Below are 20,910 nucleotides of genomic sequence, written 5' to 3'. Positions count from 1 at the left end.
GATTCCATGCAATTTTGACCTAGATCAACTCCGATCAGTGACGTGCTGAAAGTTCACAGTTAAATTGAGGCCGTAGGATCAGGCGCCCCTTGGGCCGCCGGTCTGCCATAGCGTCATTGTAAGGCCGCACTCACCACGAAGGAAGCACCATGCCACCCACAATCGCCCTCACCCACTGCGGGAGCGCGCCATGAGCCAGCTGTCGGCCGCCGACCTGGCGGACTTGGGCGAACGACTGCGCCAGCGCCGCCAGGAGCTGATCGCGGCCTTGCGCCAGCGCTTGCACCAGGCCGACGACCAGGTGGAGATGGCCCTGTTCAATTATTTCGCCTCGCTCGACGACGCCGCCACGTCCAGCCAGATGGCCGACTACGACGTGGCCCAGCTAAGCCATGAGCTGGCCGAACTGCGCACCATCGACCTGGCCATCGGCCGCATCGCCGCCGACACCTACGGCCACTGCGCCGCCTGCGGCGTGCCGATCGCGCTCGACCGCCTGCGGGCCCAGCCAGGGGCCCAGATGTGTCTTGCCTGCCAGGAAGAACTGGAACGCCAGCCGCACCGCATGCGCAAGCTGGGCTGAGCAGTACCCAAAAACAATTCGGGACGTAACACGATGTGCCACATCGTGTTACGTCCCGAATTGTTTGGGCACTAGCGGTAGACCAGTACCGGCACCGGACTGAACGTGAGGATTTTCTGGGTTTCGCCGCCCAGCAGGAAGCTGCGCGCCCCCTTGCGGCCATGCGAGGCGACGCAGATCAGGTCGCATCCAAAGAGCTTGGCGTGCTGGATGATGGCTTCGTAGGGCTGTTCATGGACCACATACAGCGTGTCGCACGTGACGCCGTAGCCCCTGGCCGCCTCCAGCACCTCGTGCAGGTAGCGCCGCGCCAGCTCGACGTTGTGCTCCTGCTCCTCGGCGCGGTTGTCGCGCAGCATGGCCGCCTGCATGCCGATGTTGTGTATTGGCGGCAACACGTGGATGCCCGTGACGCAGGCGCCCGTCTCCGACGCCAGCCGCATGCATTTGCCCACCATCGCGCGCGAGGCGGGCGAGCCGTCCGTCGCCAGCAGGATGTGCTTGAACATCGCGCCCCCCCGCCTGGCTCAGGCCGGCCTGCCGGAGGTCGGCTCCGGGCCGGTGTCGAAGCGCACGCCGGCCACTTGCAGGGCCGCCGCCAGCGCCGTGTCGGCCGTTTCCAGGTGGACATGGAACCAAGGCAACAACAACTCGACGGCCCGGCGCCGCGAGGCATGGTCGCCGCCCTCCAGGCTGTGCAACGTGCCCAGTACCCGGGCGTGCTGCTCACGGTGGCTGCGGATGGCCGGGTAGTTGATCGCCTCCATGAGCTCTTCTTCAGCACGGAAGTCGGCTTCCAGCGCCTCGGTCAGGCGCGCCAGGCCGGCGTCGAAATCGCCCGCCTCGGGCATGTGCTGCAAGGCGCTGATTTGCTGCGCCAGCGCCTGGTGCGCATCGTCCATCAACGGCACGCCCAACGCCATGTCCGGCGTCCAGATCGGTTCTTCCACGCTCACTCCTGTCATGGCGGCCCCGCTCATTTCTTCTCGCAAGTGTTCCAGTGGAACGGCAGGTAAGCCGGGCAGAAGCGGAAGATACCCGTCAGCAGGGGCACCACGCCGATCCAGCCCCAGGCGCCGATGGCGCCCGTCAGTGCGCCGCCGATCAACAACAAGCCCGCCAGGATGCGGATCACACGGTCGATATTTCCTACGTTCGCTTGCATCATAACCTCCAGTAACATGACAAAAACTCTTGCGCCGCAAGACGCCCGGACGCGCGTGCCGCTAGTCCCACGGCCTGCTCCCGGCGTTGGCAGGAATCAGCCGCCAGCCCAGCATTTCCCGCACGCGCTCGGCGCTTGGCACGGCCAGTTGTGGCCACGGTGCGGCGCCTGGCCGCGGTGCCGGCGCAACGTGCGCCGGGGACGTCTGTTGTTGCGTTTCCATGATGACCTCGCTGACTGAATGGCGCGAATCGCGCTCCCGTGATTCAGTATTGGCGCCAGCGCCTGTCATCGTTATCGGTCTTTCCCGCCGCTTCCTGTCGTGGATATGCCGACCAATTCCTGTCGTGCTTCCCCTACATGCCTTGCAGCTTAATGGATGCCGCCCCCCATGCCGGCCAATTTTGCGCGCCCGATTGATCTGACACAGGTCATGGGCTCAGCCTTTGGGCGCATCGGCGGCCGCCTTGAGCTTGCGCGGCTGGCTCAGCTTGGCCCGCTCGCGCTGCAGCCGGGCCAGCCGGCGCTGGATCTCGTCCGAGTCCATCCACAGGTCGGAACCCTTGAGGATATTCTTGATCTCCGTGGCCGACAGGAAGGGCTGGCAGGTACGCGTCATGAACTTCTCGAACCAGTTGCTCAGGGCCAGCGATTCGGCCTGTTGCTCATTGCCCTTGCCCGTAAACACGCCCGAATAGATGTGAAACAGCAACTGGCAATTGTCGTGCACCAGCAATTCGTCGCCGGCCAGGAAGATGAAGGCGCCCATCGAATAGGCGCGCGCCTCCAGCACGGTGATCACGTGGGCGTCCGACGCTTGCATGTTGTTAATGATCTGCAAGCCCGTGTCGAAATCCCCGCCCGAGGTGTTCAGGTGCAGGTAGATCAGGTCCACTTCGCTGGCCGTGCGCAGCGTGTGGAACAGCTCGGTGTAATAGCACGATTGCTGGATCGCGCCCGACAGGTAATACGAAATCTGCCGGATCTGGGTCTGGCGCTCGAACCGGCTCAGGCCCTGGAACACGAATGGCTCCAGGTCATCCTGTTCCGGGTCCTGGGCGCTCGGTGACTGGCTGCGCATGTGGCACTCCCGGTGAGCATGGGTGGGGTGGCGCGGCCAACTGCCTAGGCCGCGCGGCGGGGTTCACAGCATCTTGTCGGCACGCAGGAAATACTTGCGCGCATGCTTGAGCAGCTGGCGGTCCGTCGGGTGGTCCACCGTCTCCACGCTCATCACGCGCTCGGCAACGGCGGGCTGGTGCTTGAGCAGGTATTTCATCAGCTCCAGCTTTTCCGTGCCGGGCCCGACCAGCAGGATTTCGGCCACCTGCCGCAAGTCCTCGGCCACGGCCTCAAAATACTGGGCGTTCTCGGCCGCGCGGCCGCTGCCGCCGGCGGACTTGGTGTGCAGGTGCGGGTTGCCGGCGTGCGAGCGGATCACGGCCGTGGTCGAGGTTTCGGGATTGAAGTGGATCACGTGGGCTTCGGCGTGGTCTATCCATGCTACTGCGTGTTGGAACGTCATGCGGTTTCTCCTGGTTGGCGACATTGATGCGAACCACTATGAGCGCCACCAAGACAAAAATCATTGACCTAGATCAAATCTTTCCCTGACGACAAAGATGGAAGCAACCACATGTCGTCTAGCACGACTAAGTTCAGGTTCTTTGATCCAGATCAAGCAAATTTGCGTATTGCTTCGCGTATATTGATATGGATGCTGCAAACCAAGCATGATGCAGCGCTCCGCTCCGACCATGAACCTGTCGACAGCGCAAATTTGCCCGGCCCCGTGGCCGGAATCAGCTGGCAGATTTGCCGCATCCCGCCGCCCTTCCCCGCGGCGCCCTGAATAACCCCGCTGTGCGCCGCCCCCGGCCCAGCCACTTTTGACGCGAGGCGAACTTGTTAAACTATCTCTCCGCTGGCCATGGCACCCGTGATGCCGCCCGCTTCTCCGCTCCCGTTGAATGCTCGTCCTGCCGTGCCCGCCAACTGTGCCTGCCGGCCGGTGCCACCGATCACCGCAACGTCGACAAACTGGTGGGCCGCCGTATCAAGGTGTCCCGCGACAGCAACCTGTACAAGGCGGGCGACCTGGTGGGCAACCGCTTCTACGCCATCCGCTACGGCAGCTTCAAGAACTACCGGGCCGACGCGGCCGGCCAGCCCCGCATCACCGGCTTCCAGATGAGCGCCGAATTCCTGGCGCTGGACGCCATCGGCCTGCAGCAGCATAACTGCACCGCCGTGGCGCTGGAAGACAGCGAAGTGTGCGAAATCTCGTGCGGCAGCATGAAGCCGCTGCTGCCCTTCTTCCACAGCATCCTGAGCAAGGAAATCACGGACGAGCAAAACGTGGCCCTGCTGCTGCGCAATACGCGCGCCGAACAGCGCCTGGCCGCCTTCCTGCTGAACCTGTCGTGGCGCTATGGCGTGCGCGGCTTCTCGCCGGCCCGCTTCCGGCTCGCCATGTCGCGCCGCGACATCGCCGACTTCCTGGGACTGACGCCCGAGAGCGTGAGCCGGCTAATGTTCCAGTTCAAGGACCAGAACCTGATCAACGTCACGGGACGCGATGTCACGCTGGTCGACGCAATCGGCCTCAAGCAGCTGGCCGCCAACGCCGGCGGCGCGCCCGGCGCCGCGCTCGACGCTACGCCGCAGACCCTGCCCCTGCCCAGAGGGGAGCTTTAAATCATGGAAAGGCATGCCATCATGAACCGCCTCACGTCCAGCTCCTCCCTGTCGCGCCACGCCGCCCAGGCGGCCAGTTGCGGCACCTGCCCCGCGCGCGCCCATTGCCTGCCCACCGGCATGAACGACACCTATTGCGCCGCCATCGACCAGCTGGTCGAGCGCCGCGTGCAACTGGTACGCGGGGAACACCTGTACCAGATGAACGAGCCGCTGAGCGATCACCTGTACGCCATCCGCAGCGGCCAGTTCAAGACCTACCACCTGACCCCGGAAGGCGAACAGCGCGTGACGGGCTTCCACATGAGCGGCGAATTCCTCGGCCTGGACGCCATCGGCCTGCACGTGCACCGCGGCAGCGCCGTGGCCCTGACCAACGCCGAAGTGTGTGAATTCTCCTACCACCGCCTGGCCGACGCGGCCCAGCGCATGGAACCGCTGTCGCAGTTGTTCCATAACCTGCTGAGCAAGGAACTGGCGCGCCAGCAGGATACGACGCTGCTCTTGCGCAATGGCCACGCCGACCAGAAGTTCGCCAACTTCCTGCTGCGCATGTCGCGCTGCTACGCGGCCCGCGGCAGCGCGCCCAACCTGTTCCAGCTGCCCATGTCGCGCCAGGAGATCGGCGATTTCCTGGGCCTGACGGCGGCCACCATCAGCCGCCTGATCTGCAACTTCAAGGGCCAGGGCTGCATCAAGGCGGTGCGCCGCAACATCATCATCCTCGACCAGGCCATGCTGACGCGCATCGCCACCGGCACGCCCCATCCGGCGCCGGCCGTCCCCGCGCGCGCGGCCAGCCCGGCGTTGCAACTGGCCTGAACGGCGGCCGCGCCGCCATTGCTCACAGCGGCGCGGCGGCCCTCAACGATCCGTCCGCAAGGAAGCGGCCAGTGCCGCCAGCACCCGGTCGGCGTCGCCCGACTCGGTGTTGATCAGGCAAACCTGGGGCCGTTCCCGCGCGCCCAGCCTTTCACTGATGGCCACCTGCCGCGCCAGCAACTCGGGGCCGGCGTCGGATGCGTCGCGCCCGTCGCGCACGCGCTGCGCCAGGCGTGCCCGCAAGGTGCGCGCGGCGGCCCGCAGGTGCATGATCCGGAACTCGGCGCCACGCTCGCGGGCGATGCGCTCGAACGGCTCGCGTTGCCAGCGCTGCAGGAAGGACGCATCGACTACCACCGGCAGGCCGGCCCGCAGCCCATAGCGCGCCAGTTCCAGCAGGCGCGCGTAGGTGGCGCGGGTGCTGTCGTCCGAGTAGATGCCGGCCCCGGCCGGCGCGGCCATGCGGGTGCTGGGCGCCAGCCCGTGCAACCGCTTGCGCTCGACGTCGGAGCGGATACGGATGCCCTCCAGCGCGCGCGCCAGCCGGCCCGAATAATACGTCTTGCCGCTGCCGGAATAGCCATGGGCGATCACGAGCGGCGGCTTGCCCGGCTGGACGGAGGCGGCCGCGAAGTCGAGGTAGCGGCGTGCCAGCGCCGCATGCCCGGCCGCCGCCGCGCCATCGAGCGCGCGCGCGCGCAGCAGGCACACCTTGGCCCGCACCACGGCCCGCATGGTCAGGTAGTAGCCCAGCACGGCCAGGCCGGAGTAATCGCCACTCGCTTCCAGGTAGCGCTCCAGCAGCATGGCCGCCAGGCCAGGCTGGCCGTGGAAGCGCAAGTCCATGACCACGAAGGCCAGGTCGTCGATCACGTCGATCCAGCGCAGGTCGTCGTTAAATTCAATGCAGTCGTACACCTCGACCTTGCCGTCCAGCGTAAGGATGTTGCCGCAATGGAGGTCGCCGTGGCATTCGCGCACAAAACCCTGGGCCTTGCGCTGCGCGATCAAGTCCAGCACCCGCTCCTGGGTTGATTGCCACACCGTCAGCAAATGGGCCTGGGCGCGCAGCTCGCCCGACTCGGCCAGCGATTCCACCGTGGCCAGGTCCTGGCGCGCAGCCTTGTCGACAAAGCGGCCGCTGCCCCAGGGCGTGCCGGCCGGCGCCACGGCAGCGCTGGCGTGGAAAGCGGCCAGCTTGTCGGCCAACGCTTCCACCTCGGCGGCATCCAGCTGGCCCTGCTCCAGCCGCGCCGACCACAGCGCCTGCTGGGGAAAGGCATGCATGCGCACGGCATACTCGATGCGCCCGCCGTCGCCGCCCAGCAGGGGCTGGGCGAAGCTGCCCGTGATCGGCACCACGTCCAGGTAGATGCCGGGCGCCAGCCGCCGGTTCAGGCGCAGCTCCTCCTCGCACAGGCGGTGGCGCGCATACAAGGTGCTGTAATCGAGCACGTCGAATTTGACGGCCTTCTTGATCTTGTAGGCATACGTGGGCGTGACGAGCACCCACGAGATATGGGTCTCGAACAGTTGGCACGGCTGGTCCTGCGCCGTCAGGGCGCTGGCCAGTCGCTGCACCAGTGAGGCCTGCTGAGCCAGGTCGGAACGGTCATTCATTGCACTTCCTTAAGTTGTCCGACGGCGGCTGGTCACGTGACCAGCCTCATTCGCGCGGGTAGCCGACCGTCTGGGCCAGCACGATACGCTGCGCGGGGCCCAGCCCCATGCGCTTGGCCAGGGCGGGCCGGTCCACCCAGCCCCGCGTCACGGTGGCCAGTCCTTCGGCCGCGCAGAACAGGTAGACGTTCTGGCTGATGAAGCCCGTGTCGAGCGCGGCATAGAACTTCTGTTCCACCCGCGAGGCGGCGCTCATGCGGTCCAGGTTGGCCACGTAGATCAGGTTGACGGGCGCCACGCCCACGAAGTCCTGGCTGCCGGTGTCGGCGCGGATGTCGTCGGCCAGCACGGGCTGCAACAGCAACTGCAGCGGATCGAATCGGTACAGGCCGCTCGCCAGCGCCACGTAGATGTCGATTTCCTGCGCGTCCTTGGCCGACGGCGCCGTGCGGAGACTGCCTTCCTCGCGGTTGATGCCGAACGCGCACCAGAGCAGCCGCGACAGCTTATAGATCGACAGCTGGCGGGTGCTGAATTCGCGGCTCGATTTGCGCTGGCGCAGCACCTCCATCAGCGACATGCTCAGCGGCGTGATGTCGGCATCCAGTTCCAGCGATGACGGCGCGATCAGTTGCAGCGCGGGCTGGGTTTCATGTGGTTTGTTCATGGCATCCTCCGTGGTGTGACGCGCGGTTCACTGCCCGGCTGGCGCATCGGGCGCCCAGTAGAAATACAGGTCGCGCGCGCCCTGCTTAGCGACAGTGGCGGCCTGGGTCTGCGTGACGCCGCGTGCCACCGCTTCCACCTTGTAGTTGCCAGGCGCCACGCGTGCGTAGACGAGCGGGCCGGCGCCATTCAGTTGCAGCACGGCCTTGCCCTCATGGTCGGTGACGGTCAGATGCACATCGGACACATATTCGCCGCTGCCGCGCGTGGCGAACGTCAACAACAGGTTGTAATCCTTGCGGGCGGCCAACATCTCCTGCTGCTGGTCCTCGCCCACACCGCCGTTCAAGAACGGCACTTGCTGCGCGTCCGCCGCCATGGCCGGCGCGACGCCCACGGTGGCCGGCAGCGCCACCAGCAACGACAGCATCAAGGTGCGAAATTTGACTCGCATGATACGCTCCTTCACGATGAATCCGCGCGCGGTCGCGCCAACCCGTTCACAGTAGCGCGCAAGTTGTTTTTTATCACGTCTGTTGTTTGATCCAAGTCAATAGACCCGATCAAATAGCGACCGGGGCCGGCAGCCCGCCAGGGACTATCCTTCAGTACAAGCTTGTGCGAGCGTTTTGATACAAATCAAAGATTTTGCTTGCCCGAACGACCATAGTGCGACATAGGGGCGCCAGCCCATCCATCCACGGGAGGCCGGATATGAAGCTGTTGAAATTGCTGGGAATGGTGTCGCTGCTGGCCATGCTGGGCGGCTGCGGCTACAACACGCTGCAGTCGGAAGATGAGCAGATCAAGGCATCGTGGTCCGAAGTGCTGAACCAATACCAGCGCCGGGCCGACCTGATCCCCAACCTGGTCAGCACGGTGCAGGGCTACGCCAGCCACGAGAAGGAGGTGCTGACGGCCGTCACCCAGGCGCGCGCCCAGGTTGGCGCGCTGCAGGCCAGCCCCGCCACGCTCAATGACCCGGCCGCGCTGGCCAACTTCCAGCGCGCCCAGAACCAATTGCAGGGCGCCTTGACGCGGTTGCTGGCCGTCTCGGAGAACTATCCGCAGCTGAAGGCGGACGCCAATTTCCGCGACCTGCAAGCGCAGCTTGAAGGGACGGAGAACCGCATCACCGTGGCCCGCAACCGCTACATCGCGGCAGTCCAGGCCTACAACACAACGGTGCGCACCTTCCCATCCAATCTCACGGCGAAGATGTTCTCGTTCGACGTCAAGCCCAACTTCACGGTGGACAACGCGAACGCCATCGCCACGCCGCCGCGGGTCCAGTTTGCCCCGGCGCCCGCTGCGCCCGCCACGCCCGAGGCACCCAAATGAAATGGCTGGCGCGCCTGCTGCTCTGGCTGGCCGTGCTGGCCCAGGGTCCGGCCATTGCGGTGGCCGCGCCCACCTTGGCGGCCCGCGTGACCGACCAGACCGGCGCGCTCAGCGCGCAGCAGACGGCCGCGCTGGAAACGACGCTGCGCGACTTCGAAGCGCGCAAGGGCAGCCAGATCGCCGTCCTGCTGGTCGCCAGCACGGCGCCCGACAGCATCGAACAATACGCGCTCAAGGCCGCCGAGCAGACCAAGCTGGGACGCAAGAAAGTCGATGACGGCGCCCTGCTGCTGGTGGCCAAGGACGACCGCGCGCTGCGCATCGAAGTGGGCTACGGCCTGGAGGGCGCGCTCAACGATGCCGTCTGCAAGCGCATCATCAGCGAGATCATCACGCCCTACTTCCGCCAGGGCGACTTCTACGGCGGGCTGGTGGCCGGCACCAACGCCATGATGGCGGTGGTGGAAGGCGAGCCGCTGCCGGCGCCACCGCGCGCACGCGAAGACAACCTGGCCGACGCCTCGCTTTACCTGCCGGCCCTGCTGCTGGCGGCGCTGGCCATCGGCGGCGTGCTGCGTGCGCTGCTGGGGCGCTTTCCCGGCGCGCTGGTGGCGGCCGGCGTCAGCGGCTGGCTGGCCTGGGCCGTGCTGGCCACCATCCCGGCGGCATTGCTGGTCGCACTGGCGGCCTTGATGTCCACGCTGCTGGGCGGCATGCGCGGCCTGCCGGGGCGGCACTACGGCGGCCCATTTGGCGGCGGTGGTGGTTTCGGCGGTGGCGGCGGTGGCGGCTTTGGGGGAGGCGGCGGCGGCTTCGGCGGCGGCGGCGCTTCCGGCAGGTGGTAGCGATGGCCACATTGAAGCGCATGCTGCGCCACCTGTGCACGCCCCACTGGACCCTGCGCCGCGCCTTTCCACCGTCCACCCTGCACGCCATCGAACGGGAAATCCGCGCCAGCGAACGGCTGCATGGCGGTGAAGTGCGCTTCGCCGTGGAAGCGGCCCTGCCCCTGCCGGCCCTGTGGCGTGGCGCGACCGCGCGCGAACGCGCCATCGACCTGTTCTCGACCCTGCGCATGTGGGACACCAGCGAGCGCAATGGCGTGCTGATTTACCTGCTGCTGGCCGATCACGCCGTGGAGATCGTGGCCGACCGCGGCGTGCATGCGCTGGCCGGCGCGCCGCACTGGGGCCGCGTGTGCCACCGCATGGAGCGCGCTTTCCGCCACGGCAGCTACGAGCGCGGCACGGCCAGCGCGGTGCGCATGGTGACCCGCATGCTCGCCCGCCATTACCCGCCCGTGCCTGGGCGGCCCAACGAATTACCCGACAAGGTGGTCGTGCTGTAGCGGCGTCCACCGCATTTTTCAACCACTCACCAAGCGAAGGCCATCATGTTCACCACCATCCTCGTTCCCACCGACGGCTCCGAATTGTCGGAGCGCGCCGCCCACGCCGCCATCCAGTTCGCCCGCGACTGCGGCGCCAAAGTGGAAGTGCTGGCCGTATGGCAGTCCTATCCCTATTCGCCGTACGCGGAGTTTGGCGCGGTGCTGGACGTGGAAGCTTACGGCAAGCAGATGCAGGCCGAAGCGGAACAGGCGGCCCAGCGCGTGGCCGACGACGCGGCCGAAACGGGCGTGCCCTGCACCGTCCACGTGGTCGATTCGTACAGCCCGTATGAGGAAATCCTCAAGGCCGCCGAACAATATCACTGCGACCTGATCTGCATGGCCACGCACGGCCGGCGCGGCGTGGGCCAGCTGCTGCTGGGCAGCCAGACCCGCCTCGTCACCACCCACAGCCCGGTGCCGGTGCTGGTCTACCGCTAGTGGGGCGTCAGTCCAGCGCCTTGCGGAAGCGCAGCACGGACACGGTCAGCAGCACCACGCCGATGGCGGCCAGCGCCGCCAGCTGCGGCCACAGCACGTCCAGCCCCACGCCCTTGAGGAAGGTGCCGCGGATGATGACCAGGTAATAGCGCAGCGGGTCGAGCAGCGTCAGCCACTGCAGGAAATGCGGCATGCTGCTGATGGGGAAGCTGAAGCCCGACAGGATGAACATCGGATTGAGCACGAAGAAGTTGGCCGCGAACGCCTGCTGCTGCGTGGTGCAGATGGTGGAGATGAACAACCCGATCGACAAGATGCTGATCAGGTACAGGCAAGTGGCGCCGAACAGCAGCAAGGGGTTGCCGACAAACGGGATGTGGAACCAGTACATGCCCAGGCCGGTCACCAGCCCCACTTCGACCAGGCCGATCAGGAAGAACGGCAGCGTCTTGCCCAGGATGAATTCGGCCGGCCGGATCGGCGTGACCAGCAACTGCTCCAGTGTGCCCACCTCGCGTTCACGCACGATCGCGAACGCCGTCAGATTGACGATGGTGACCAGCGTCAGCGTCCCGATCACCCCCGGCACGAAGAACCAGCGGCTGTTCAGGTTGGGGTTGTACCAGTAGCGCTGGGCCACGTCCACGTGCACCAGCGGCCGCGCCAGCGCATGGCCGGTGCGCTGGGCCAGTTCCAGCGCCATGCTCTGGCCAAAGGTGTTCGCGATATCGTTCACATAGCCGAGCGCGATGAGCGCCGTGTTCGAGTTGGTCCCGTCCAGCAGCACCTGCAGCGGCGCGCTTTGCCCCTTGCGCAGCAGCGCCGCGAAACCGGGCGGCACCACGATGCCCACTTGCGCCGAACTGCTGGCCACGGCCTGCTCGGCCTGCGCCCGGTTGCTGGCCGTGGTGGTCAGTTCGAAGCGGCTGCTGTGGGCGAAGGCGGCCACCAGCGCACGGCTTTCGGGCGTGTGATCCTGGTCCAGCATCGCCGTCGAGACGTTGAACACTTCGAACGTGGCCGCATAGCCGAACAGCAGCATCTGTATCATGGGCGGCACCAGCAAGCGGAAGCGGGCCGACTTGTCCCGCTTCAGTTGCAGGAATTCCTTGATCAGCAGTTGGGCGATGCGTCGCAACATGGCTTCAGTCCAACGTCTTGCGGAACACGCGCGCGGCCAGCACCACCAGCGCCACGGCATACACGGCCAGGCAGGCCACCGGCACGGCCAGTTCGGCCAGCGTGGAGCCCTTGAGGAACACGGCCTTGAGGATGGTCACGTAGTAGCGCGCGCTGACCAGGTAAGTCACGGCCCGCACCACGGCCGGCATCTGGTCGATCGGGAAGGAAAAGCCCGACAGCAGCGTGGTGGGCAGCATGGTCAGCACCAGCGCCACCTGGCTGGCCCCCACCTGGCTGCGCAAGGCCACGGACACGTAATAGCCGATGCACAGCACCACCGTCAGGAACAGCGCCGTGGTCAGCATCAGCGTGACGACGGTGCCCCGGAACGGCACCGCGAACCAGCCCACGGCCAACGTCAGGCAGATGACCGCGTCCAGCATGCCAAGCACGAAGTACGGCGCCAGCTTGCCGATCATGAGTTCCATCGGCTTGACCGGGGTGGAAACCAGCAGCTCCATGGTGCCCCGTTCCCATTCGCGGGCGATGGTCAGTGAGGTCAGTTGTGCGCCAACCACCGCCATCACCAGCGCCACCACGCCGGGAATGATGAAGTTGCGGCTTTCCAGCTCCTCGTTGAACCACACGCGCGGTTGCACCAGCACCGGGGTCTGGGTCTGGATGCGCCCTCCCTGGCGCTGGATGGCCTTCAACTGCACTTCGCTGGCGTAGCCGCCCACCACCAGGCGCGCGTAGTTGGCGGCGATGTTGGCCGTGTTGGAATCCGTGCCATCGACCAGCAACTGCACCGTGGCCGCGCCCTGGTCGGCCAGGCTGCGCGTGAAGTTCGATGGAATCACCAGCGCCACCGTGCAGGCGCGCGCGTCCAGGCCGCGAATTACGTCGGCATGGCTGGTGGCGGTGACGGGCGGCTGGAAATAGCGCGAACTGGCGAAGCGCGCCAGCAAGTCCTTGCTTTGCTGGCTGCCCTCCTGGTCGAACGCGCAAATGGGAATCGAATCGACGTCCAGGCTCACGCCGTAACCGAGCATGAACATCTGCATCAGCGGCAGCAGCAAGGCGATCATCAGGCTGCGCGGGTCGCGCAGCACCTGCAAGGTCTCCTTGCGGGCGATGGCGGCGATGCGGCGCAGCTTCATGGCGCCGCTCCCGCCGGCGCTTTGCCCGCTTTGCCGTTATGTTCCCGCGACTGGCGCACCAGGTGCACGAACATATCCTCCATGCCCGGTTCAATGGCGCGCCAGCGTGCGCCGGGCAGGCCGCGCTGCTCCAGCAAGGCGACAATGGCCGCGCCATCGCGGGCCGCGTCGTCCACCAGCAGGTGCAGGGCGTTGCCAAACACGGCCGCGTCATGGACGCCGGGTGCGCCGGACAGCAGTTCCAGCGCCGCGCCGGGATTGGGGCATTCCAGTTCGACCAGCGCACCGCCGACCGACTGGTGCTTCAATTCGTGGGGCGTGCCCAGCGCCACCAGCTTGCCCGATTCGATCATGGCGATGCGCATGCAGTATTCCGCCTCGTCCATGTAGTGGGTGGAGACCAGCACGCTCACGCCGTCCGCGCTCAGGTCGTGGATCAGGTTCCAGAAGCGGCGCCGCGAGCCGGGGTCGACGCCGGAGGTGGGCTCATCGAGAAACAGCACGCCGGGCCGGTGCAGGATGGCGCAACCTAGCGCCAGCCGCTGCTTCCAGCCGCCGGCCAGCGTGCTCACCAACGCATCCTCCCTGCCCTCCAGGCCCGCCATGCGCACCGCGTATGCCACCCGCTCGTCGATGGCCTCGCGCGCCACGCCGTAAATGCCGCCAAAGAAGCGCAGGTTCTCCGCCACGCTCAAGTCGCCGTACAGCGAGAACTTTTGCGACATGTAGCCGATACGCTGGCGCACGGCCTCCGGGTCCTTGGCGATGTCGATGCCTTCGACCACGGCGCGTCCGCCACTGGGGCGCAGCAGGCCGCACAGCACCCGGATCAGCGTCGATTTTCCGGCGCCATTGGGGCCGAGGAAGCCCATGATCTCGCCCCGGCCCACGTCGAAGCTCACCTCGTCAAGCGCGCGGAAGGCGCCGAAATGCTTGCTCAGGCGGTCCACCCGGATGGCTGGCTGCTGGTCCATCGCGCTGTCCATCATGCCCCCTTGTGCTTGCGTTCGAGCAGGGCCACGAACAGGTCTTCGATGGTCGGTTCGATGGTCTCCACCGGACCGGCTGGTACACCGGCCGCCTGCAGGGCCTGGGCCAGCGGCGCGCGGCTGGCCTCGGCGTCGTCCACGTGCACGTGCACGCCGTCGCCCACCAGCAGCACGCCGCGCACGCCGGCCACCGGCTCGATGGCGGCCGCCGCCTCGCGCGGGCGCGCGCTCGCCACGCGCACGATGGCGCCGGGCAGCTCGCGCTTGAGCTGCCGGGGCGTGTCGCAGTACATCATGCTGCCCTCGTCGAACAGGGCCAGCCGATCGCAACGCTCGGCTTCGTCCAGGTAAGCCGTGGAGATCACCATCGCCACGCCGGTGGCACGCAAGGAATACAGGATCTGCCAGAACTCGCGCCGCGACACGGGGTCGACGCCGGTGGTCGGTTCGTCCAGCAGCAGCACGCGCGGCGCGTGGACCAGCGCGCACGTGAGTCCCAGCTTCTGCTTCATGCCGCCCGACAGCTGGCCGGCCAGCCGCTGGCGGAACGGCATCATGCGCGAGGCCGTGAGCAACTGCACGGCGCGCTCCTCCCACACCTTGCGCGGCACGTCGAACAGGTCGGCGAAGAAGCGGATGTTCTCGTCCACCGTCAAATCATCGTACAGGCCGAAGCGCTGCGGCATGTAGCTCACGTGGCGCTTGGTGCGTTCGGGATCGGCCACCACGTCCACCTCGTCGATGCGGATGGCGCCCGCGTCGGCCCGCATCACGCTGGCCAGCATGCGCATGGTGGTGGTCTTGCCGGCGCCGTCCGGCCCCACGAGGCCAAAGATCTCGCCCCGGCGCACGGAAAAGCTCACGTTGTCCACGGCCATCAGCGCGCCGAAGCGCTTGCTCACGCCGCGCACGTCGAGCGCCAGCGGCTGCTCCCCGGTCGGCTCCATCATGGACGGGCCACCGCCAACACCGCATCGGCCGGCATGCCGGGCACGAATTTGCGGTCGCGGTTGTCGATGTCGATCTTCACGCGGTACACCAGCGTGACCCGCTCGGCATGCGTTTCCACACTGCGCGGCGTAAATTCCGCCTTGGCTGCGATGAACGACAGCTTGCCGCTGAAGCGCTGGCCGGGGAAGCTGTCGCTGGTGATGGCCACTTCCTGCCCCAGCCGCACGCGCCCCAGGTCCGTCTCGTTCAGGTAGGCCCGCAGCCACACATGGTCGAGGTCAGCCAGCGTAATGACGGGCGTGCCGGGCGCCACCACCTCGCCCAGTTCCGCCTGGCGGGTCAGCACCACGCCGTCGAACGGCGCGGCCAGCGTGGCATAGCTGGCCATGATGCGGCTCAGTTGCTCCGTCTGTTCGCCACTGTGGACGCCGGCCTGCGCCACCTTGACGCTGCGCTGCGCCACCAGCGCCAGGGCGCGGTCGCGGTCCAGTTGCGCGCGCGCCTGCTTGAGCGCCGTGGCCGCGTTGTCCAGCGCGGCCGTGGCCAGGAAACCCTGGTGCTGCAAGGCCTGGCTGCGTTCCAGGTCCAGCTTGCGCTGGGCCACGGTGGCCAGGTCTGCCTCCACCGTCTTGCGGCTGGCGGCCACGTTCTCCCGCGCCATGTCGAGCTGGCTGCGCTGGACGGCCACGCCAGCCGCCGCCACCGCCACCTGCTGGATCAACTCCTGCTGGTCGACCACGGCCAGCACCGTGCCCTTGCTCACCCACTGGCCTTCGTTGAACGGCAATTGCACCACGCGCGCCTGCAAGCCGTTAAAACTGAGCACACTCTCGTGGGCTTCGATATTGCCCGACAGGTGGATGGTTTGCGCCGGCTGTGCGCGGTGCCACTGCGGCAGCACGCCGCTGAAATACAGGGCCGATACGGCCAGTATGACGCCGCTGGCGATCGTCAGTTTTTTCTTGTTCATGAAATAGGTTCTGTTCCGGGCCGTGGTGTTTTGGCGGTGCTGCGCTTGCGCCGTGGCGGCGCGGTGACCGATGCCTTGCCCACGTCGGCGGCGAAACGGGCCGGCCACGGCATGGTCAGGCAGCGCAGCAGCAGCGCTTCGAATTCCGTCACCATGTGGCTGGCCAGCACTTCGGGATCGGGCACACGCTGCACATCCGACACCACGCCCAGGTTGACCTGCCCCGCGTAGCTGAGAATGCTGATACCGAGGCCGATGCCGCCCGACTGGGGCACCCAGAACACCTGCCGCTCGATACGCTGGCCCGCCATGTAACGCGCTTCGGGCGCGCCGCGCACGTTGGTGACGACGGCGCTGGCATTGGCGGCCAGCGCCTGCACCAGCGTCTCGCGCAGTCCATCGGGGGCGGCGCCCATGCAGGCCAGGATGCCCAGCGCCACCGTCGCCTGCTCCGAATGCTTGAGCGCCTCCATCCTTTTATGCACGGCCTTGGTCCGGCGCAAGGCATCGGCCTCGCCCAGCGGCAGGTCCAGGAACACGAGGCCGAAATGGTTGCCCAGCTCCTGCACGGGACCGGGCGGGCGCAGGTTGACGGGCACCAGCGCCCGCACTTCCACGCCGTCCACGGGATCGTTCTGGTCCAGCAGGTAGCCGCGCAGGGCGGCCGCCACGCACGACAACAGCACGTCGTTGACGGAGCACGACAAGGCGCTGGCCACGGCCTTCACTTCATCCAGGGCCAGGGTGCGGGCGCTGGCGACCCGCTTCATCACGCCCAGCGGCCCCTTGAACCGGGTGGGACAGTCCGGCTCCATGGTGGCGATCACGCCCAGCTCCGTGGCCAGGTCGATGCCGCGCCGGGCCGCCGCCAAGGCGCGATCCGGGTGACCGCTCCAGTCGGCCGCCAGCCCGTAGGCCGTGCGCGCCAGGCGCACGCCGTCGCCGGCCAGTTCCGTCACCTGGCCCAGCACCTTTTCCCATGCGGCCCGCGGCGGTGGCGTGCCGTCCAGGTCCGGCGACGGCAGCGCGTGGTGGGTGGCGCTATTGTCGGTCAACGCGCCCATCACGTGCGACAGCGCGAAACCGTCGCCGTAGCAGTGGTGGATGCGCAGCATCAACGCGCTGTGGCTGGCGTCCACGTCGATGATGTGCATTTGCCACATCGGCTTGCTGGGATCGAGCGCGGTGCTGACCAATTCCCCGGCCAGCTTGTCGAGCCCGCGCTGGCCGGCGCCGCGCGGCAAGGCCAGCTGGCGCACGTGCCAGTCCAGGTCGAAGCCGGGATCGGTCTCCCAGTAGGCATCGCCGCCCTGCCAGCCTACGCGCTGGCGGAAGCGGTGGAAGCACAGCATGCGTTCGCGCACCAGGGACTTGAGCCGCGCCAGATCGAGTTTGCCGGCGAAGCTCATCAGGCCGCAGATCATCATCAGGTTGGTCGGGCGGTCCATGCGCAGCCAGGCATGATCGACCACCGACAGCGCTTCGCGTTCAGCGGCCATGGCGTCGTGGGGCGGCCGCGTGGCCGTTGCCGGGTTGATGGGTCATCGCATCTCTCCTCGTGGCTGTGTCGGGCCGGGCTGATTTCGCCCGCCGATCTTGTCAAGTCATCCGCACATGGTGGACTGATGAAAATGATATTGCATTGACCTGTATCAAATTCACAAATAGCAGCATATCTTACCAACACAACAATTCTCATCGCGCGCCGCATGATTTGCGTCAGTTTGGGCCGCTTGCGGATACACTAACTTCGACTTTGCATAACTCTTGCCGCACTGGAAATGAATGTGACCGACCAGCCACCCACCCGCCCACCGTTGCCGAGCCCAAACAACCGCATCCCCCGCGCGTCGTGGTATTGGGCCGTCGGCTTGCTGGCCATGTCGCTGTGGCTACTGTTTGGCAACACGCCACCCGGCGCGCCCCTGCCCTACAGCGAGTTCAAGTCACTGCTCCATGCGGGCAAGTTACGTGATCTTTTCGTGAGCGAACGGCAGGTCAGCGGCGCGCTGGTGGACGGGCCGCTCAACCCGCCCTTGAGCCAGGAGCGGGCCGAGGCCGTGCGCGCGGCCGCCAAGACCCGTGGCGGCTTCACTACGCTGCGCGTGACCGACCCGGACCTCGTGAAAGAACTGGAAGCGTCGCATATCAGCTACACGGCCGAGGAGGAAAGCCGGCTGCCGATGCTGCTGTCGTGGCTGGCGCCGGGCCTGCTGTTGCTGCTGTTCTGGCGCCTGGCCATGCCGGCCGGTGGCGGGATCGGCGGGCTGATGGAGGTGGGCAAGAGCAAGGCCCGCGTCTACATGCAAAAGGACACAGGTGTCACGTTCAAGGACATCGCCGGCATCGACGAGGCGCGCGACGAATTGATGCTGGTGGTGGAATTCCTCAAGCATCCCGAACGCTACCGGCGCCTGGGCGGCCGCATCCCCAAGGGCGTGCTGATCGTCGGGGCGCCGGGCACTGGCAAGACCCTGCTGGCCAAGGCCGTGGCCGGCGAAGCGGGTGTGCCGTTCTTTTCCATCGGCGGTTCCGAGTTCGTGGAAATGTTCGTCGGCGTGGGCGCGGCCCGCGTGCGCAGCCTGTTCGAACAGGCGCAGCAACAGGCGCCGTGCATCATCTTCATCGATGAACTGGACGCGCTGGGCAAGGCGCGCGGCCTGGCCTCCATGGGCGGCCACCAGGAACACGAGCAAACGCTCAACCAGCTGCTGGTGGAGATGGATGGTTTCGACGCCAACACGGGCGTGATCATCATGGCCGCCACCAACCGCCCGGAAGTGCTGGACCCGGCCCTGCTGCGGCCCGGCCGCTTCGACCGCCACATCGCGCTCGACCGGCCGGACCTGAAAGGCCGGCGCCAGATCCTGGACGTGCACGTCAAGCAGGTCAAGCTGGGGCCGGACGTGGACCTGGAGCGGCTGGCCGCCACCACGGCCGGTTTCGCCGGCGCCGACCTGGCCAACCTGGTCAACGAGGCGGCCCTGCACGCGGCCAACGCGGACAAGGACCAGATCGACATGGACGACTTCGAGCAGGCCCTGGACCGCATCGTCGGCGGCATCGAAAAGAAAACGCGGGTGATGAACCACATGGAAAAGGAAACCGTGGCCTACCACGAATCGGGCCACGCGCTGGTGGCCGAACTGCGGCCCCATGCCGACCGGGTGGCCAAGATCTCCATCATCCCGCGCGGCGTGGCGGCGCTGGGCTACACCCAGCAAACGCCCACCGAGGACCGCTACCTGATGCGCTACAGCGAGCTGCTGGAACGGCTGGACGTGCTGCTGGGCGGGCGCGTGGCCGAGGAACTGGTGTATGGCGACGTCTCGACCGGCGCGCAGAACGATTTGCAGCGGGCCACGGAGCTGGCCGTGCAGATGGTGAGCCAGTATGGCATGAGCAGCCGCATCGGCCTGGCCACGTATGAGCAAGCGGGCCAGAACAGCTGGTACAACGGCCTGGGCGGCATGCCCGGCGCACGCAAGGGCTACAGCGAGCGCACGGCGCGCATGATCGACGCCGAAGTGACGCAGCTGCTGGCCGACGCGCGCACGCGCGTGCGCGCCACGCTGGAGCAGCACCGCCCAGTGCTCGACGCGCTGGCCAGGCGGTTGCTGGAGAAGGAAGTGGTCGATCGGGCGACGTTGACGGCGCTCCTGGCCAGCAATGGCGCCGATTCGGGCAGCCAGCCCCCGGTGGCGCAATGAGGCGGCGGATCCGGTTCCGGCCAGTTGCCTTCGCCCTGCTTGTTTGCGCCATCTGCCGCCCGGTGCTGGCCATTGAAGGCACGGTACTGAGCAAGCCGGATCAGGCGCCGCTGGCCGGGGCCATTGTCACCTCGGGCGCCCTCACCACCCGCACCGACGCGGCGGGCCACTTCCAGCTGCCCGTGTCGAACGGCGCGCTGGCCGTGCGGGCCGCCGGCTACGAACGCAGGCAGCTGGTCCTGGCGGCCGGGCAGGACCAGGCGCAGCGCATCGTGCTGGCGCCATTCCAGCCCAAGGCCGTGTACCTGTCCGTGTACGGCATCGGCAGCAGCGTGCTGCGCGACGCCGCGCTCAAGCTGGAGGACCAGACGGCGCTCAATGCGCTGGTGATCGACGTCAAGGGCGACCGCGGCCTGATCCCCTACCCGAGCGCCCTGCCGCTGGCCAGCACCATAGGCGCGCAAAAAGTGCGCTCCGTGAGCGACATGCCGGCCATGATCAAGCTGCTGCGGCAGAAGAACATCTACCTGATCGGCCGCATCGTCGTGTTCAAGGACGACCTGCTGGCCACGGCCCATCCGGAGCTGGCGCTGCATGGCCCCGATGGCGCGCTGTGGCACGACCGCGAAGGCCTGGCCTGGCTGGACCCGATGCGCGAGGAAGGCTGGCGCTACAGCCTGGACGTGGCCGAGGAAGCGGCGCGCCTCGGTTTCGACGAGATCCAGTTCGACTACGTCCGCTTCCCCGACGCGCCCGGCCTGCGCTTTGCCCAGCCCAACACGCAGGCCAACCGGGTGGCGGCCATCACGGGCTTCCTGAACGCGGCCCGCAAGCGGCTGGCGCCGTACAACGTGTTCGTGGCGGCCGATATCTTCGGCTACGTGCTGTGGAACCCCGACGACACGGCCATCGGCCAGGAAATCAACCAGCTGGTGCAGGCCGTCGATTATGTCTGCCCCATGCTCTATCCATCCGGCTTCACGTGGGGCTTGCCCGGCACGTCCAACCCGGTCGAACATCCCTACGACATCGTGTTTCGCTCGCTACAAAAGGCCAAACAGCGCACCGGCCTGCCCGGCCTGCGCTTCCGCCCCTGGCTGCAGGACTTCACTGACTACGCGTTCGACCGCCGCAAATTCGATGCCGACGAGGTGCAGGCACAGATCGAGGCGGCACGCGCGGCCGGCAGCAACGGCTGGATGTTGTGGAATCCCCGCAACCACTACGGGCGCGACGGCCTGCCGTGCGATGACGGCGGCTGTCCGCCCTGAAGCAAGGCCGCC

General features: G+C 67.0%; 23 protein-coding genes. 9 read left to right on the top strand and 14 right to left on the bottom strand.

The genetic code is table 11. The features are described from left to right. Positions 1-190: 190 nt before the first annotated feature. Positions 191-583 carry a TraR/DksA family transcriptional regulator gene (locus H3H36_RS01170; protein WP_182213142.1) on the top strand — a complete coding sequence of 131 codons (393 nt, stop codon included), beginning with the start codon at positions 191-193 and terminating at the stop codon, positions 581-583. A 71-nt stretch (positions 584-654) separates the two neighbouring features. Here H3H36_RS01170 and H3H36_RS01165 read toward each other — a convergent pair whose 3' ends face one another. The 5 genes from H3H36_RS01165 to H3H36_RS01145 all read right to left on the bottom strand — a co-directional run bounded on the left by H3H36_RS01165 (position 655) and on the right by H3H36_RS01145 (position 3,273). After that, on the bottom strand, positions 655-1,092 hold the full coding sequence (locus H3H36_RS01165) for a universal stress protein (protein ID WP_182213141.1): 438 nt from the start codon (positions 1,090-1,092) through the stop codon (positions 655-657). Positions 1,093-1,110: 18 nt separating this feature from the next. Further along, positions 1,111-1,533: a bacteriohemerythrin gene (locus H3H36_RS01160; RefSeq protein ID WP_182213140.1), complete on the bottom strand. Its 423-nt coding sequence runs from the start codon at positions 1,531-1,533 to the stop codon at positions 1,111-1,113. Positions 1,534-1,559: 26 nt separating this feature from the next. Continuing rightward, positions 1,560-1,766: a YgaP family membrane protein gene (locus H3H36_RS01155; protein WP_375539560.1), complete on the bottom strand. Its 207-nt coding sequence runs from the start codon at positions 1,764-1,766 to the stop codon at positions 1,560-1,562. A gap of 421 nt (positions 1,767-2,187) precedes the next feature. Continuing rightward, complete coding sequence (locus tag H3H36_RS01150) at positions 2,188-2,829, bottom strand: Clp protease ClpP (RefSeq protein ID WP_182213139.1); 642 nt, start codon at positions 2,827-2,829, stop codon at positions 2,188-2,190. A 63-nt stretch (positions 2,830-2,892) separates the two neighbouring features. Beyond that, entirely contained in the window at positions 2,893-3,273 is a 381-nt protein-coding gene (locus H3H36_RS01145; RefSeq protein ID WP_182213138.1) for a translational machinery protein, read from the bottom strand. A gap of 380 nt (positions 3,274-3,653) precedes the next feature. On the opposite strand from H3H36_RS01145, the gene H3H36_RS01140 reads away from it, so the two are divergent. Together H3H36_RS01140 and H3H36_RS01135 are read left to right on the top strand one after the other, a co-directional pair. Next, positions 3,654-4,445 (top strand): helix-turn-helix domain-containing protein, encoded by a 792-nt coding sequence (locus H3H36_RS01140; protein ID WP_182213137.1) that lies wholly within the window; start codon positions 3,654-3,656, stop codon positions 4,443-4,445. A 21-nt stretch (positions 4,446-4,466) separates the two neighbouring features. Beyond that, positions 4,467-5,267: a helix-turn-helix domain-containing protein gene (locus tag H3H36_RS01135; protein ID WP_182213136.1), complete on the top strand. Its 801-nt coding sequence runs from the start codon at positions 4,467-4,469 to the stop codon at positions 5,265-5,267. A 42-nt stretch (positions 5,268-5,309) separates the two neighbouring features. On the opposite strand, the gene H3H36_RS01130 is transcribed toward H3H36_RS01135, so the two are convergent. From H3H36_RS01130 to H3H36_RS01120, 3 genes are read right to left on the bottom strand one after another with little or no spacing between them, the layout of a single operon-like run. Beyond that, positions 5,310-6,887: a bifunctional aminoglycoside phosphotransferase/ATP-binding protein gene (locus H3H36_RS01130; protein ID WP_182213135.1), complete on the bottom strand. Its 1,578-nt coding sequence runs from the start codon at positions 6,885-6,887 to the stop codon at positions 5,310-5,312. Positions 6,888-6,933: 46 nt separating this feature from the next. Beyond that, a complete protein-coding gene (locus H3H36_RS01125; RefSeq protein WP_182213134.1) occupies positions 6,934-7,554 on the bottom strand; it encodes a SagB/ThcOx family dehydrogenase in 621 nt (206 codons plus the stop codon). Positions 7,555-7,581: 27 nt separating this feature from the next. Beyond that, positions 7,582-8,007, bottom strand: coding sequence for a carboxypeptidase regulatory-like domain-containing protein (locus tag H3H36_RS01120; RefSeq protein WP_182213133.1), 426 nt, complete (start codon positions 8,005-8,007; stop codon positions 7,582-7,584). Between the two features lie 260 nt (positions 8,008-8,267). Here H3H36_RS01120 and H3H36_RS01115 point away from each other — a divergent pair, with 260 nt between their 5' ends. The 4 genes from H3H36_RS01115 to H3H36_RS01100 are packed head-to-tail and all read left to right on the top strand — an operon-like array spanning position 8,268 to position 10,725. After that, positions 8,268-8,894, top strand: a complete 627-nt coding sequence (locus H3H36_RS01115) for a LemA family protein (RefSeq protein ID WP_182213132.1) — start codon at positions 8,268-8,270, stop codon at positions 8,892-8,894. Beyond that, a complete protein-coding gene (locus tag H3H36_RS01110) occupies positions 8,891-9,739 on the top strand; it encodes a TPM domain-containing protein (protein WP_182213131.1) in 849 nt (282 codons plus the stop codon). Before H3H36_RS01115 ends, H3H36_RS01110 begins: the two co-directional genes overlap by 4 nt. Positions 9,740-9,741: 2 nt before the next feature. After that, positions 9,742-10,242, top strand: coding sequence for a TPM domain-containing protein (locus H3H36_RS01105; protein WP_182213130.1), 501 nt, complete (start codon positions 9,742-9,744; stop codon positions 10,240-10,242). Between the two features lie 45 nt (positions 10,243-10,287). Beyond that, positions 10,288-10,725 (top strand): universal stress protein, encoded by a 438-nt coding sequence (locus H3H36_RS01100; RefSeq protein WP_182213129.1) that lies wholly within the window; start codon positions 10,288-10,290, stop codon positions 10,723-10,725. A gap of 7 nt (positions 10,726-10,732) precedes the next feature. On the opposite strand, the gene H3H36_RS01095 is transcribed toward H3H36_RS01100, so the two are convergent. From H3H36_RS01095 to H3H36_RS01070, 6 genes are read right to left on the bottom strand one after another with little or no spacing between them, the layout of a single operon-like run. Next, positions 10,733-11,866, bottom strand: coding sequence for an ABC transporter permease (locus H3H36_RS01095; protein ID WP_182213128.1), 1,134 nt, complete (start codon positions 11,864-11,866; stop codon positions 10,733-10,735). A 4-nt stretch (positions 11,867-11,870) separates the two neighbouring features. Beyond that, a complete protein-coding gene (locus H3H36_RS01090) occupies positions 11,871-13,007 on the bottom strand; it encodes an ABC transporter permease (RefSeq protein ID WP_182213127.1) in 1,137 nt (378 codons plus the stop codon). Next, a complete protein-coding gene (locus H3H36_RS01085) occupies positions 13,004-13,996 on the bottom strand; it encodes an ABC transporter ATP-binding protein (RefSeq protein WP_229219654.1) in 993 nt (330 codons plus the stop codon). Before H3H36_RS01085 ends, H3H36_RS01090 begins: the two co-directional genes overlap by 4 nt. Further along, complete coding sequence (locus tag H3H36_RS01080; RefSeq protein ID WP_375539559.1) at positions 13,993-14,946, bottom strand: ABC transporter ATP-binding protein; 954 nt, start codon at positions 14,944-14,946, stop codon at positions 13,993-13,995. The genes H3H36_RS01085 and H3H36_RS01080 overlap by 4 nt, the downstream gene beginning before the upstream one ends. Next, positions 14,943-15,917, bottom strand: a complete 975-nt coding sequence (locus H3H36_RS01075; protein WP_182213126.1) for an HlyD family secretion protein — start codon at positions 15,915-15,917, stop codon at positions 14,943-14,945. The genes H3H36_RS01080 and H3H36_RS01075 overlap by 4 nt, the downstream gene beginning before the upstream one ends. Next, positions 15,914-17,416, bottom strand: coding sequence for a wax ester/triacylglycerol synthase family O-acyltransferase (locus tag H3H36_RS01070; protein WP_182213125.1), 1,503 nt, complete (start codon positions 17,414-17,416; stop codon positions 15,914-15,916). The genes H3H36_RS01075 and H3H36_RS01070 overlap by 4 nt, the downstream gene beginning before the upstream one ends. 339 nt (positions 17,417-17,755) lie before the next feature. Between H3H36_RS01070 and ftsH the strand changes: the two genes are divergently transcribed. After that, positions 17,756-19,627 (top strand): ATP-dependent zinc metalloprotease FtsH, encoded by a 1,872-nt coding sequence (ftsH, locus tag H3H36_RS01065; protein ID WP_446033174.1) that lies wholly within the window; start codon positions 17,756-17,758, stop codon positions 19,625-19,627. After that, positions 19,624-20,898 (top strand): putative glycoside hydrolase, encoded by a 1,275-nt coding sequence (locus H3H36_RS01060; RefSeq protein WP_182213123.1) that lies wholly within the window; start codon positions 19,624-19,626, stop codon positions 20,896-20,898. Before ftsH ends, H3H36_RS01060 begins: the two co-directional genes overlap by 4 nt. Positions 20,899-20,910: the final 12 nt, after the last annotated feature.

Origin of the sequence: Rugamonas fusca, from assembly GCF_014042365.1 — a bacterium.
GTDB classification, from domain to species: Bacteria; Pseudomonadota; Gammaproteobacteria; order Burkholderiales; family Burkholderiaceae_D; genus Rugamonas; species Rugamonas fusca.
The sequence above is the reverse complement of the archived record's forward strand: the minus strand, read 5'-3'. Positions and strand labels throughout refer to the sequence as shown.

What these genes read in the sequence shown, in the direction of transcription:
- H3H36_RS01170 (WP_182213142.1), top strand. Translation starts at nt 191, where the DNA reads ATGAGCCAGCTGTCGGCCGCCGACCTGGCGGACTTGGGCGAACGACTG.
- H3H36_RS01165 (WP_182213141.1), bottom strand. Translation starts at nt 1,092, where the DNA reads ATGTTCAAGCACATCCTGCTGGCGACGGACGGCTCGCCCGCCTCGCGC.
- H3H36_RS01155 (WP_375539560.1), bottom strand. Translation starts at nt 1,766, where the DNA reads ATGTTACTGGAGGTTATGATGCAAGCGAACGTAGGAAATATCGACCGT.
- H3H36_RS01150 (WP_182213139.1), bottom strand. Translation starts at nt 2,829, where the DNA reads ATGCGCAGCCAGTCACCGAGCGCCCAGGACCCGGAACAGGATGACCTG.
- H3H36_RS01145 (WP_182213138.1), bottom strand. Translation starts at nt 3,273, where the DNA reads ATGACGTTCCAACACGCAGTAGCATGGATAGACCACGCCGAAGCCCAC.
- H3H36_RS01135 (WP_182213136.1), top strand. Translation starts at nt 4,467, where the DNA reads ATGAACCGCCTCACGTCCAGCTCCTCCCTGTCGCGCCACGCCGCCCAG.
- H3H36_RS01130 (WP_182213135.1), bottom strand. Translation starts at nt 6,887, where the DNA reads ATGAATGACCGTTCCGACCTGGCTCAGCAGGCCTCACTGGTGCAGCGA.
- H3H36_RS01125 (WP_182213134.1), bottom strand. Translation starts at nt 7,554, where the DNA reads ATGAACAAACCACATGAAACCCAGCCCGCGCTGCAACTGATCGCGCCG.
- H3H36_RS01120 (WP_182213133.1), bottom strand. Translation starts at nt 8,007, where the DNA reads ATGCGAGTCAAATTTCGCACCTTGATGCTGTCGTTGCTGGTGGCGCTG.
- H3H36_RS01115 (WP_182213132.1), top strand. Translation starts at nt 8,268, where the DNA reads ATGAAGCTGTTGAAATTGCTGGGAATGGTGTCGCTGCTGGCCATGCTG.
- H3H36_RS01110 (WP_182213131.1), top strand. Translation starts at nt 8,891, where the DNA reads ATGAAATGGCTGGCGCGCCTGCTGCTCTGGCTGGCCGTGCTGGCCCAG.
- H3H36_RS01105 (WP_182213130.1), top strand. Translation starts at nt 9,742, where the DNA reads ATGGCCACATTGAAGCGCATGCTGCGCCACCTGTGCACGCCCCACTGG.
- H3H36_RS01100 (WP_182213129.1), top strand. Translation starts at nt 10,288, where the DNA reads ATGTTCACCACCATCCTCGTTCCCACCGACGGCTCCGAATTGTCGGAG.
- H3H36_RS01095 (WP_182213128.1), bottom strand. Translation starts at nt 11,866, where the DNA reads ATGTTGCGACGCATCGCCCAACTGCTGATCAAGGAATTCCTGCAACTG.
- H3H36_RS01090 (WP_182213127.1), bottom strand. Translation starts at nt 13,007, where the DNA reads ATGAAGCTGCGCCGCATCGCCGCCATCGCCCGCAAGGAGACCTTGCAG.
- H3H36_RS01085 (WP_229219654.1), bottom strand. Translation starts at nt 13,996, where the DNA reads ATGATGGACAGCGCGATGGACCAGCAGCCAGCCATCCGGGTGGACCGC.
- H3H36_RS01080 (WP_375539559.1), bottom strand. Translation starts at nt 14,946, where the DNA reads ATGATGGAGCCGACCGGGGAGCAGCCGCTGGCGCTCGACGTGCGCGGC.
- H3H36_RS01075 (WP_182213126.1), bottom strand. Translation starts at nt 15,917, where the DNA reads ATGAACAAGAAAAAACTGACGATCGCCAGCGGCGTCATACTGGCCGTA.
- H3H36_RS01070 (WP_182213125.1), bottom strand. Translation starts at nt 17,416, where the DNA reads ATGGCCGCTGAACGCGAAGCGCTGTCGGTGGTCGATCATGCCTGGCTG.
- H3H36_RS01060 (WP_182213123.1), top strand. Translation starts at nt 19,624, where the DNA reads ATGAGGCGGCGGATCCGGTTCCGGCCAGTTGCCTTCGCCCTGCTTGTT.